11 protein-coding genes are annotated in these 12,738 nt (G+C 38.6%); 9 read left to right on the top strand and 2 right to left on the bottom strand.

Translation table 11 applies throughout. The features are described 5' to 3' along the window. Positions 1–31: 31 nt before the first annotated feature. From aroC to ACFIJ0_RS02865, 6 genes are all read left to right on the top strand, one after another. Positions 32–1,120 (top strand): chorismate synthase, encoded by a 1,089-nt coding sequence (aroC, locus tag ACFIJ0_RS02890; protein ID WP_375624491.1) that lies wholly within the window; start codon positions 32–34, stop codon positions 1,118–1,120. 15 nt (positions 1,121–1,135) lie between these two features. Further along, positions 1,136–2,239 carry a 3,4-dihydroxy-2-butanone-4-phosphate synthase gene (gene ribB / locus ACFIJ0_RS02885; RefSeq protein ID WP_375624489.1) on the top strand — a complete coding sequence of 368 codons (1,104 nt, stop codon included), beginning with the start codon at positions 1,136–1,138 and terminating at the stop codon, positions 2,237–2,239. 7 nt (positions 2,240–2,246) lie between these two features. Continuing rightward, positions 2,247–2,501, top strand: a complete 255-nt coding sequence (locus ACFIJ0_RS02880) for an exodeoxyribonuclease VII small subunit (protein WP_375618413.1) — start codon at positions 2,247–2,249, stop codon at positions 2,499–2,501. Positions 2,502–2,735: 234 nt separating this feature from the next. Then, positions 2,736–4,643, top strand: a complete 1,908-nt coding sequence (gene dxs / locus ACFIJ0_RS02875) for a 1-deoxy-D-xylulose-5-phosphate synthase (protein WP_375624486.1) — start codon at positions 2,736–2,738, stop codon at positions 4,641–4,643. Between the two features lie 16 nt (positions 4,644–4,659). Next, positions 4,660–5,403: a TlyA family RNA methyltransferase gene (locus ACFIJ0_RS02870; RefSeq protein ID WP_375624484.1), complete on the top strand. Its 744-nt coding sequence runs from the start codon at positions 4,660–4,662 to the stop codon at positions 5,401–5,403. 228 nt (positions 5,404–5,631) lie between these two features. After that, the gene (locus ACFIJ0_RS02865) at positions 5,632–6,654 is read left to right on the top strand and encodes a class I SAM-dependent RNA methyltransferase (protein WP_375624482.1); all 1,023 of its coding nucleotides are present in this window, start codon (positions 5,632–5,634) and stop codon (positions 6,652–6,654) included. 547 nt (positions 6,655–7,201) lie between these two features. On the opposite strand, the gene tldD is transcribed toward ACFIJ0_RS02865, so the two are convergent. Then, entirely contained in the window at positions 7,202–8,626 is a 1,425-nt protein-coding gene (tldD, locus tag ACFIJ0_RS02860; protein ID WP_375624480.1) for a metalloprotease TldD, read from the bottom strand. A gap of 109 nt (positions 8,627–8,735) precedes the next feature. Next, positions 8,736–9,311: an invasion associated locus B family protein gene (locus tag ACFIJ0_RS02855; RefSeq protein ID WP_375624478.1), complete on the bottom strand. Its 576-nt coding sequence runs from the start codon at positions 9,309–9,311 to the stop codon at positions 8,736–8,738. 298 nt (positions 9,312–9,609) lie between these two features. On the opposite strand from ACFIJ0_RS02855, the gene cyoE reads away from it, so the two are divergent. From cyoE to ACFIJ0_RS02840, 3 genes are all read left to right on the top strand, one after another. Continuing rightward, a complete protein-coding gene (cyoE, locus tag ACFIJ0_RS02850; protein WP_375644128.1) occupies positions 9,610–10,545 on the top strand; it encodes a heme o synthase in 936 nt (311 codons plus the stop codon). Positions 10,546–10,727: 182 nt separating this feature from the next. Further along, positions 10,728–11,774, top strand: coding sequence for a 4-hydroxy-3-methylbut-2-enyl diphosphate reductase (ispH, locus tag ACFIJ0_RS02845; RefSeq protein WP_375644129.1), 1,047 nt, complete (start codon positions 10,728–10,730; stop codon positions 11,772–11,774). Next, positions 11,774–12,733, top strand: coding sequence for a homoserine kinase (locus ACFIJ0_RS02840; RefSeq protein WP_375624472.1), 960 nt, complete (start codon positions 11,774–11,776; stop codon positions 12,731–12,733). The genes ispH and ACFIJ0_RS02840 overlap by 1 nt, the downstream gene beginning before the upstream one ends. The last annotated feature ends 5 nt before the right edge of the window (positions 12,734–12,738 follow it).

Here is a 12,738-nt window from a genome sequence, read left to right as displayed (position 1 = left end):
ATATATTTGACAGAGAAACGGATCTTTTTTCATGTCGTATAATACATTTGGTCATTTGTTTCGTGTGACAACATGGGGTGAAAGTCATGGTACTGCTCTTGGTTGTGTCATTGATGGTTGTCCACCTGGAATTATTTTTACTCTTGCAGAAGTTCAAGCTTATCTTGATAAACGCAAACCAGGACAATCAAAATACACAACGCAGCGCCGAGAACCAGATGAAGTAGAGGTCCTTTCAGGAGTTGTTGTTCAAGACGATGGGATGACATTGGTGACAACAGGTACACCAATTTCTCTGTTGATTCGAAATACAGATCAACGTTCGAAAGATTATAGCTCGATTGTCCATCAGTATCGTCCAGGACATGCGGATTATACTTATGATATTAAATATGGCATTCGTGATTTTCGAGGCGGGGGACGTGCTTCGGCACGGGAGACGGCAGCCCGCGTTGCGGCTGGTGCATTTGCTCGTAAAATCGTTCCGGGTTTGATTGTACGAGGAGCAGTGATAGCAATTGGTCCTCATAATATTAATCGTGATCGTTGGGATTGGTCAGAGGTTGATAATAATCCTTTTTTTACAGCTGATGCAGAGATGGTTCACATTTTTAGTGATTATATCAGTAAACTCCGTAAAGAGGGAACATCTGTTGGTGCGGTTGTTGAGATCGTTGCAGAAAATGTTCCGGCAGGTTTAGGAGCCCCTATCTATGCAAAGCTTGATCAAGATATTGCCTCGTTACTTATGTCGATTAATGCGGTAAAAGGTGTTGAAATTGGTGATGGTTTTGCGGCAGCCCGCCTGACAGGAGAAGAAAATGCCGATGAAATGCGAATGGGAAATGATGGAAAACCGCTTTTTTTATCCAATCATTCTGGTGGTATTTTAGGGGGAATATCGAGTGGGCAGCCAATTGTTGCACGTTTTGCTGTAAAGCCTACTTCATCAATTTTAACGCCTTGTCGTTCCATTGATGTTGATGGTCATGATATAGATGTTATAACGAAGGGACGTCATGATCCATGTGTTGGGATTCGTGCCGTTCCTGTAGGTGAAGCGATGGTTGCTTGTGCTATTGCTGACCATTATCTAAGACATCGCGGTCAAGTTGGGTGATTGAGAAGGTGAACAATGGCGTATGATGAAAAAAAAATTGTTTCTGCACTTAAAGCTTTTGAACGCGGTGAAATTGTTGTGGTGACAGATGATGATGATCGTGAAAATGAGGGTGATTTAACTGTTGCTGCAGCGCATTGTACAGAAGAAAAGATGGCGTTTATTCTTCGTTACACAACAGGTATTGTGTGCACACCTATGCCAAAAAAAGAAGCACAACGGTTTAATCTTGTTCCTATGGTACCAGATAATAACTCCGTACATGGGACGCAATTTACGGTTACTGTTGATTTTAAACACGGCATAACAACAGGGATTTCAGCGCATGACCGTACATTAGCTGTATGTAATCTTGCGAATTCAAATGCAAGCGCGGATGATTTCGTTCGTCCAGGGCATGTTTTTCCTTTGATTGCGCATGAAGGGGGGGTGCTCATGCGTTCAGGTCACACGGAGGCCGCTGTTGATTTATGTAAATTAGCTAATTTGCCGCCGGTTGGTGTTATTGGTGAGTTAGTCAATGATGATGGAAGCGTTAAGCATGGCGATCAGATTATGAAATTTGCACAAGAACATCGATTGCATATTATAACGGTTGCAGATTTAATTGCTTACCGTCAACGTAAGGAAATATTAATCAAGCATGTTGGAGAAATGCCTATTGAAACATCTATAGGTCCCGCTATTGTTCAAAGTTATCAACTTCCTTGGGAAGTCGTTCAGCATATTGCAATTGTTTTTGGTGATGTCCGTGAAGGTGAGAATATTCCTGTGCATTTACATCATGAAAACATTATAAGTGACGTTTTTTGTCAATCTTCAGATATTATGGTGATGATGCGGCGTATGATGGAAAAAGAAAAACGTGGCGTATTTATTTATTTGCGTGAAGGATCTGTTATACAATCAACTATTGATATTCAAAATATGGCAAGAGACAGTTCAGAAAATCATATGCAGGCGATTGAACGCGAAGAAGAATGGCGCAAAATTGGTTTAGGATCACAAATTTTAAAATATTTAGGAATAGGCTCTGTTATTGTTTATGCTTCTAAAAAGCATCAATATGTGGGTTTAGAAGGTTTTGGAATTCGTATATCCAGAACAGATATTTTTTGAGGTTCACATGAAAAAAGAGATACAAGAGGGGGATATTACGACCTTAAGCTTTGAGCAAGCGCTTAAGCAACTTGAAGTTATTGTCGAAAATTTGGAACGTGGCGATGTGCCTTTGGAACAATCCATTGATATTTATGAACGCGGTGAAGCGCTTAAAAAGCATTGTGAAAAACTCTTAAGAGTTGCTGAAGCTAAAGTTGAAAAAATCCAGCTTTCAGAAGAAGGTTCTCCAGAAGGAGTAGAACCACTTGATGCTAAATAATATTAAATATTTTTGGATCTTTATTGTGAAACTAGGAGATGTAATAACCTTTTTTGAAAATTAAATTTATTGATTTCTTTTTTATAAAATAAGTTAAAAATGAGGAAATTATAGCTCATCTCAAATAGAAAAGAACATTTTTCAGTAAAAAAGATGCAAAACTGTAAATAAGAGTAGAGAAGATATATTTTTATCGTTGCGTTTTCTTGAGTTCAGATAATAGAAAGGTTTTTTTTGTCTCAGATCTTAACACCATTGCTTGACCGTGTTTGTTTTCCGCAAGATTTGCGGGCATTGCCTGAGTCTGATTTGGTACAGTTAGCTGATGAGTTGCGGACCGCAACAATTGATGCGGTTTCTGTAACAGGTGGTCATCTTGGGGCGGGACTTGGTGTTGTTGAGCTCACTGTTGCATTACATTATATTTTTAATACACCAGAGGATAGGATTATTTGGGATGTTGGTCATCAAACCTATCCACACAAGATTTTAACGGGGCGTAGAGAAAAGATTCGCACATTACGTCAAGAAGGCGGATTATCAGGTTTTACAAAACGTTCAGAAAGTGTGTATGATCCATTTGGAGCGGGGCATTCGTCTACTTCTATTTCAGCTGGGCTTGGCATGGCGGTGGCAAGTGCTTTGAAAGCAGAGACAAGACGCAATATCATAGCTATCATTGGTGATGGTGCAATGTCTGCAGGCATGGCTTATGAAGCAATGAACAACGCTGGTGCTTTGGATGCACGCTTGATTGTTGTTCTTAATGATAACGATATGTCTATCGCACCACCTACAGGTGCTATGAGTGCACATCTTGCACGATTAGTATCTCGTCCTTCTTATCGTCATTTGCGTGAACGCGTAAAGATGTTGAGCGAAAAATTGCCAAAGTTTTTTTTGGATAAGGCACGTCGCTCAGAGGAATTTGCGCGTGGACTTTTGGTTGGGGGAACTTTATTTGATGAGCTTGGCTTTTATTACGTTGGACCCATAGATGGGCACAATTTGGGGCATTTATTGCCTGTTCTAAAGAATGTTCGTGAATATCCTAATGGTCCTGTTTTGGTGCATGTTGTAACCCATAAGGGAAAGGGATATCCACCTGCAGAAGCCTCGTCTGATAAATATCATGGTGTTAATCGTTTTGATGTTACGACAGGAAAACAGGTTAAAGCATCAAGTAATATTCTACCCTATACCAAGGTATTTTCTAAAGCTTTAATAGAAGAAGCTTGCCATGATGATAAGATTGTTGGCATAACAGCAGCGATGCCAACAGGGACAGGTCTTGATTCTTTTGCGAAAAAATTTCCTAAAAAAATGTTTGATGTTGGTATCGCTGAGCAACATGCCGTAACTTTTGCGGCAGGGCTTGCTTGTGAAGGGTATAAGCCTTTTATTGCAATTTACTCTACTTTTTTACAGCGTGCTTATGATCAAATTATTCATGATGTATCAATTCAAAAATTACCGGTACGTTTTGCTATTGACCGAGCAGGTTTTGTGGGGGCAGATGGTGCAACACATGCTGGAAGTTTTGATATTGTTTTTTTGGCCACTCTTCCTGAGTTTGTTGTTATGGCACCTTCTGATGAGCTTGAACTGATGCATATGGTGCGTACAGCTGCAGCTTATGATCAGGGTCCAATTTCTTTTCGTTATCCACGTGGTGAGGGTATTGGTATAGATTTACCGCAACGTGGTGAGTTATTAGAAATTGGAAAAGGGCGTGTTCTGCGTAAAGGAAATAGGATCGCTTTGGTTTGTTTTGGAACGCGGATGTTAGAAGTGTTGCAAGCTGCTGATGCGTTGGAGGCTGAAGGATTATCTACAACGGTTGCAGATGCACGGTTTGCAAAACCTTTAGATAAGGATTTGATGCGTTGTTTGGCCCGTGAGCATGAAGTATTGGTGACAATTGAAGAAGGGGCAATCGGTGGATTTGGAGCGCACATATTACAATTTTTAGCGCAAGAAGGGCTCTTAGAGCATGGTTTGAAAGCTCGTACACTAAAACTTCCTGATGAATATTTGAATCATGGTGTACCAGAAAAAGTTCTTTCGCGTATCGGGCTTGATGCTATGGGTATTGTCAACACGGTTTTTACTGCTTTGGGACGCAAGATTCGAACAGGATAAAAAATTTGAGTATGATATGGCTGCCAGAAAAAGGCTCGATATTCTTTTAGTTGAAAAAAGCTTTTTTACGACACGTTCACGTGCACGTGATGCTATCATGCGTCAAACTGTTAAAGTTAACGGCGAAATCATTTTTAAAGCTGGGCAAATCGTTTTTGATGATGCAGAGATTGCTGTTTGTGATCCAGCGCAGAATTATGTTTCTCGGGCAGCATTAAAATTGATTGCTGCACTTGATGCATTTCCGATTATAACAGATAAAGTGACGGCCATTGATGTTGGTGCATCAACAGGTGGTTTTACACAAGTTCTCTTAGAGCGTGGATCGGCTCATGTAATTGCCGTTGATGTTGGGCATCATCAATTTGATAAACGTTTATTGGGCAACAGTGCTATAACGTTATTAGAAGGCTTGAATGTTAGAGATTTTCAACAGAAACATTTAGGTGGGCGAGAAATTGATCTTATCGTTTCAGATGTTAGCTTTATTTCTCTCAAACTTGCATTGCCTCCCGTTTTGTCTTTAGCTAAGAAGGGCGCCCAAGCTGTTTTACTGGTAAAGCCTCAGTTTGAGGTTGGTCGTAAACACTTTAGTAAGGGAGGAATATTAAATCCATCAATAGCTAAAGAAACTGCTGAGGCGCTTTTTGTTTGGTTAAATACACAAACAGGGTGGAGTGCAAAAGGTTTAATTTCTTCTCCTATTACAGGTGGTGATGGCAACGTGGAATATTTACTATTCGGAGAAAAACAAGAGTGAAGCGACAATGTCATAATTGACCATATCGGAGCAAATGGTTATGGTACTTCTAAGGCATCTTACGGCTTCGTTTATGTTCCTTTTACTTTACCAGGAAAGTGTGCTGAAATTACTGTTCATGGAAAATATGCAACATATATAGCATTAAAAGAAAAATCATCAGAACGCATTGATACTCTTTGTCAGCATTTTGGAGAGTGTGGAGGGTGTATTCTTCAGCATTTGCATATGGATGCTTATCGCGTATTGAAACAACAATTGGTTGTTGATGCGCTGAGAAAGTATGGACTTAATAATGTTGTTGCGCCTTTAATAGAATGTAAACCTTATAGCCGACGGCGGATTACTCTAACAGCATCCATGACTCCACAGGGGCAAAAAGTTGGTTTGAACCGTTATCTCTCTCATGAGATTGTAGCTCTTGAGGAATGTCCAGTAAGCCATCCAGAGCTTATTTCTCAGTTGCATAATATCAGAGAGCTCTGTGCTTTTCTAAGCAGCTCTGCCAAACGGTTTCATGTCACGATAACGCGTGTTGACAATGGTTTAGATGTTGCTTTAAGCGGTTGCATTGTACACCATGAATCACTTCGTCAGAAAATAATCAGTGCTGCTCTTTCATATGGGATTATACGTTTATCTGTTGACGGTGAAGTTTTGGTTGAACGAGAAAAACCAGAGATTTACTTTGGAGATGTCCGTGTTGAATTTCCTTCTGGTGGTTTTCTTCAAGCAACTTGCGAAGCTGAAAATATAATGGGCAATATTATTTTGACTCATTTAAAAAAAACAAAGAAGGCTGTTGATTTGTTTTCAGGGGTAGGAACATTTACCTTGCGTATGGCAAAAAAGATGAATGTTCATGCAGTAGAAAATAATGAAGATGCATTAAGAAATCTAAATACAGCAGCACGTTTTGCGATTGGTTTAAAAACGGTCACTTGTGAAAAACGTGATCTTTTCCGCCATCCACTTTCTGTAAAGGAACTTGAGTGTTTTGAGAGTGTTGTTTTTGATCCGCCCCGTGCTGGTGCAGAGAAACAAGTACGTGAATTAGCGAAGACAACAGTATCACGTGTTGTGGCAATTTCCTGTAATCCTACTACATTTGCTCGTGATTTATCTCTTCTTGTTGCAGGGGGGTATAGAGTAGAAAAAATCATACCGATTGATCAATTTCTATGGTCACAACATGTCGAAATTGTTGCTGTTTTGAGCAAAAAGAAAAAAAAGAAAGGCTGGAAGCTTTAGCCTAAAATTTTTTTAATGCCATGAAGATTTTTTAAAAAGTTTACTTGAGTATTATTATAAAATCTCTCCAAAACTTATCTATAATAATAACCTTTTTCTCGTTGAATTAAGAGCACTGAATGTAGAAAGTGTTTTTTATTTTAAACTTTTTATTATGAAATATAAAAGACAAGTTACCTCACACAAAAGATTAATGTATTACGAAGAAGATGTGTCTGAACAACCGGTGCCATCGGTTATATTTGCCATCTTCAAATGTTGCTACAACTCTTGGTACTTGAAACGGTCCATAAGAGGAATCTTTAGTCCTTTCTTGTACAGTTTTTATCCATATGTTTCTCCCCGCCTGTAACATACAAACGAATGATTTTGATTGATTCGACATAGAACAGATTTGAAATGAGAGAATCTTATGGTATTCAAGGTTCTAATTCAATATGAACAAAGATAGATTATCTTTATAAATCAAAGCATTGTAAAAAATATCTCCTCACAAAATGGTCGTAATAGACGAGAAGGAGGCAATATTGGGAAGGAATGAAAAAGCTTATACCTTTACAAGCGCAGTTCCACCGATTGTCATATTATTGATTCGAAGATGAGGTTGACCAACACCAACAGGGACATTTTGTCCAGCTTTTCCACAGATACCGATACCATCATCAAGTTTACTATCATTACCAATCATTGTAATGCGTTTCATAGCATCCGGTCCATTTCCAATAAGAGTTGCACCTTTGATTGGTGCTACAATTTTACCATCTTCTACTCGGTACGCTTCAGTACATTCAAAGACGAATTTTCCAGAAGTAATATCAACTTGTCCTCCACCAAATGAAACAGCATAGATACCATGTTTGAGAGAAGAAAGGATTTCTTCAGGTGTTTTATCTCCTCCTAGCATGATTGTATTGGTCATTCGTGGCATTGGGGCATAAGCATAAGATTCACGCCGTCCATTTCCAGTTGATTTACCTCCCATAAGCCGTGCATTAAGCCTGTCTTGCATAAAACCAACGAGCTTTCCATCTTCAATGAGAACGTTATATCCTGAAGGGGTTCCCTCATCATCAACATTGAGAGAGCCACGGCGTTGTGGAATTGTTCCATCATCAACAACTGTAACACCTTTTGCCGCAACTTGTTGTCCTAAAAGTCCAGCAAAAGCGGATGTTTTTTTACGGTTAAAGTCACCTTCCAAACCATGACCTACGGCTTCATGGAGCATAACGCCAGGCCATCCATTGGCTAAAACAACATCAAAAGATCCTGCAGGTGCTGCTTCTGCTTCTAAATTTGTTAAAGCCATACGTAAGGCTTCATCGGCAGCTTTTTTCCAATTGTCTTCATGAATAAATTGGTTAAATGCTTGTCGCCCTCCACATCCATAAAAACCATTTTCACGTCGATTGCCTTCAGCTGCGACCACAGATATAGAAAGTCGCACAAGGGGACGAACATCACAAACCAAATAACCATCTGCACGTAAAATTTCAACATGTTGTAAGGAGCCGGAAAGAGAAGCAGTCACTTGAAGCAATTTATCATTTTTAGCACGTAAATAGGCATCAATTTTTTGCAAAAGAGCACTTTTTTCTTCAAATGATGGAGCATCAAGGGGATTATGCGGTTGATAAAGTCTTTTGTTTGTTTGTTGAGGTGCTATGCTATAAGTTCCTGCATGATTATTATAGGTAACAGCTTTAGCTGCTTCACTGGCACGTTTGAGTGCAGCAGCTGATAATTCACTAGAATATGCATATCCGGTAGCTTCTCCAGCAACGACACGCAGACCAAACCCCATATCTTGATGGAAAGAGCCGTTTTTAAGCTGCCCATTATCAAATAAAAGAGCTTCGCTTTCTGTATACTCAAGGTAAAGTTCACCATCATCAGCATGATGAAGCGTTTCCTGTATAAGTGATTGCACTTTAGAGGAAGCAATATCAAAATGATCAATCAGCGATTTCATAAGAATTATCCTATTTTTATACGGGCTTAGAAGATTTTTATTAATCTAATTTAAGAAGCTTTCAAAATATACGATGAGATTTTAACCGTCTAAAGTGTATCGATTTCATTCATGTCGGTAAGGTTGCATAGGCGTCGCCAAGACCATGAAGGTCAACGAGACCTCCAATCCCTTGTTCAGGAGTTGTAAAGATAAAATAGGTTGCCATTTTTCCTTTTAAAAAGAGCTGTAATATGTCTTCTTTAAGAAAGGCTTCAGCAACACAATTATCACCAAGACAACGACGATATTCCATTCTGCCCATATTTTTATCGTCAATTTTAATTCCAACGCCAGGACGTAATTCAACGCGAATCGGAACAAAAACACGCATCAAAGCACCTTGCTTTTGAGGAAGTTTATAAAATGTAACACGCAAGGTAATGTCATGACGACCTTGTGTATGAACGTTTTGTACAACTTCACACTGCATGTTAGGTGTACCTGGTGGTAGAGCACAAACTTTTGTCCATGCACCATAGGTTTGTGGAGCAGGGACATTTTGCGCATAGGGTGTTTGTGCAAATGCATGATTGATAAAACTACTATAAAGTGTGTGAAGAACAGCACCAATAAAAAAAGCTTTTTTGAGTAATTTATAAAGTATCACAGAAAATCCTATCCGACTCAACACAAACACAACCATGCATAGATTTACATAAAAAGAATGAACTCTCCACATAAAAACTATAACACAAAACCAGTATTTACCAAATATATTAATCCTTAGGATATATTTTTTATGGTACATTTGTAATGTAGGAGAGAATGTTGATTGAAAAAATGTATTTTTGTTGCCAATATTCCTATCTATTTTTAGGGGATACGTGCGAAAGAGGTATTTCATATTTTCTCAAAAATACGATTGGTCTTAATTGGTCATTTCCATACGCCAGATAATATTGGTTTGTGAATGACAGAAATAGAAAAGGGCTTTGATTGGAATGTCAGTTTCAGGAGAGTTATCGGTTGTGAATGGTAAATCAACTCCACCAAAATCCGGTATTGGTGATTATATCACATTATTAAAGCCACGTGTTATGTCTCTTGTGGTCTTTACGGCTCTGGTTGGTTTGCTTGTATCGCCTGTTCCTATCAATCCGTTGTATGGTTTTTTAGCGATTTTATGTATTGCTATCGGTGGTGGTGGTGCGGGAGCACTGAATATGTGGTATGATGCTGACATTGATGCCGTGATGGAACGGACTAAAAAGCGTCCTATTCCTATGGGTAAAATTAGTTCCCGAAAAGCATTTATTTTTGGCATGGTTCTTTCTATGCTTTCGGTATTGGTTATGGGGGGCTTCATTAATTGGTTTGCGGCATTTTTTCTTGCGTTTACGATTTTCTTTTATGTCGTTATCTATACAATTTGGTTAAAGCGTATCACACCACAAAATATTGTTATTGGTGGTGCTTCTGGGGCTTTTCCACCAATGATTGGATGGGCCGTGACAACAGGGACAGTGAGTATTGATAGCTTTTTATTATTTTTAATCATTTTTATGTGGACCCCCCCTCATTTTTGGGCTCTTTCTTTATTTTCATCTCTTGATTATGAGGCTGCAGGTATCCCTATGATGCCTAATGTACGAGGTGAACATTCAACAAAAAAACAGATTTTATTTTATACTATTTTGATGGCATTATGCGCTGCTGCTCCTTGCTTTACTGGTCTTGGCGGAATTTTTTATGGTATTTTTTCAACAATTTTAAGCATTATCTTTGTTTATTTTGCCTATCGTTTATGGAAAGCTGATACACATAATGAAACTATTTTGATGGCAAAAAAACTGTTTTTCTTTTCATTACTTTATTTGGCAGCTATCTTTGGAGTTCTTTTGATTGAATCTCTCGTTTGGTATTTTATCGCTCTTTAGTCGCGTAAAATGAAAGAGAAAATTTTAAAAGAGCTTTGTTGTAAGGAAATGTCGTAAGAAAACACGATAGAATGTGTTTTTATGCAAAAGATGGTATTGCCAGTTTTTTTACATTGCTTATTCGTCTATAATGATAGGTTGTTTGAATATATAGCTAAAACTATAGAGATTAAGGATGATTTATGTCGGGACTTTCCCCTTTAACGATACGTCTTTGTGGTCCACGTGGATTTTGTGCAGGGGTTGATCGTGCTATCCAGATTGTTCTCCTTGCATTAAAAAAATATGGTGTTCCAGTATATGTTCGTCATGAAATTGTACACAACCGCTACGTGGTTGAGGGATTACAGCAACGGGGAGCTGTTTTTGTTGAAGAACTTGATGAGATTCCAGAAGAACATCGCAATCAACCGGTTGTTTTTTCTGCTCATGGTATACCAAAATCTGTTTCAGAAGAAGCACAATGCTATAATTTGCTTTATCTCGATGCAACATGTCCTTTGGTCTCGAAGGTTCATAAACAAGCGATACGACATCAACGTCATGGTCGTCATGTTATATTGATTGGTCATGCTGGTCATCCTGAGGTGATAGGGACAATGGGACAGCTTGAAGAAGGGGCTGTGACGCTTATTGAAACGACAGAAGATGCTTTGCATTACCAACCCAATGATCCAGATAAATTAGGATTTGTTACACAAACAACGCTTTCTGTTGAAGATACTGCAGGAATTCTCGATATATTACAACAACGTTTCCCTACATTAGCAGCCCCAGCGGCTGAGTCAATTTGCTATGCTACAACGAATCGACAAGATGCGGTTAAGGCAGCAGCAAAGGGGAGTGATTTGTTTTTGATTGTTGGCGCCCCAAATTCTTCTAATTCCCGACGTTTAGTAGAGGTTGCCGAAAAGTCTGGTGCGCGGCAAGCTATTTTAGTTCAGCGCGCTGATGAAATTAATTTTGAAAACCTAAAAGCCCTTTCTATTGTCAGTCTTTCAGCAGGGGCTTCGGCTCCTGAAATTATTATTGATGAAATTATTTCAGCGTTTCGTGAGCGTTATGATGTTACAATAGAATTAGCTGAAACAGCGGTAGAAACGGAAAAATTTTTAGTGAGTCGCGAATTACGTGACGTCGTTTTAACGTCTCAAGACATGGCTTTCGTCAATGGTCAAGCAAAAAATGAAAATCAGAGTACAGACATGTCTACAACGAAAGCAGAATAATGGCCGTTTATACAGATATTCATTCAAATGATTTAAAAGTGTTTTTAACACGTTATGCAATAGGATCACTTTTGTCTTATCAAGGTATAGAGGAGGGGATTGAAAATTCTAATTTTATGTTGGAGACAACACAAGGGCGATTTATTTTAACACTTTATGAAAAGCGTATTTCAAAAGATGATTTACCTTTTTTTTGTCGTTTGATGCAGCATTTAGGACAGCGTGGAATTCCTTGTCCTCAACCTGTTATTCAAAATGATGGAATGATGATCTGTGAACTAGCAGGACGCCCTGCCGCTATTATTACTTTTCTGGAAGGAGAGTGGATCCGTCAGCCTAATATAGATCATTGTGGCGAAGTGGGGACGGGGTTAGCACAATTGCATTTAGCAGGACAGGATTTTACACTCAGTCGTAAAAATACTCTTTCTGTTATGGATTGGCAGGTATTGTGGCAACGTTGTCAAACCAAAGAAGATGCATTGTTAAAAGAATTTGGACAAAAAATTGAGTTGGAATTGGCTTTTTTACAGGAAAATTGGCCGCTCAATTTACCAATAGGCATTATTCATGCAGATTTATTTAATGATAACGTCTTTTTTGTGAATCATCGTCTTTCTGGGATGATAGATTTCTATTTTGCTTGTAATGACTTTTTTGCTTATGATTTAGCGATCTGTTTAAATGCTTGGTGCTTTGAGCCTGATCATTCCTATAATCTTACCAAAGCACATAAGTTATTGGAAAATTATCAAAAAATAAGGCCATTGATCCCTTTAGAATTGGACAAGATTGTTTTATTAGCGCGTGGTGCGTCTCTACGTTTTTTACTCACACGTCTTTATGATTGGTTTAATACACCGCCTAATAGCTTTGTTATTAAGAAAGATCCATGGGAGTATTGGCACAAGCTTTGTTTTTTCAGTAATGTAAATTCGCTAAGTGAATTAGGTTTTTAAATTTT

Origin of the sequence: Bartonella sp. OC68QHHN, assembly GCF_042193875.1 — a bacterium.
GTDB lineage: Bacteria > Pseudomonadota > Alphaproteobacteria > Rhizobiales > Rhizobiaceae > Bartonella > Bartonella grahamii_A.
This window is presented reverse-complemented; position numbering and strand designations above follow the sequence as displayed.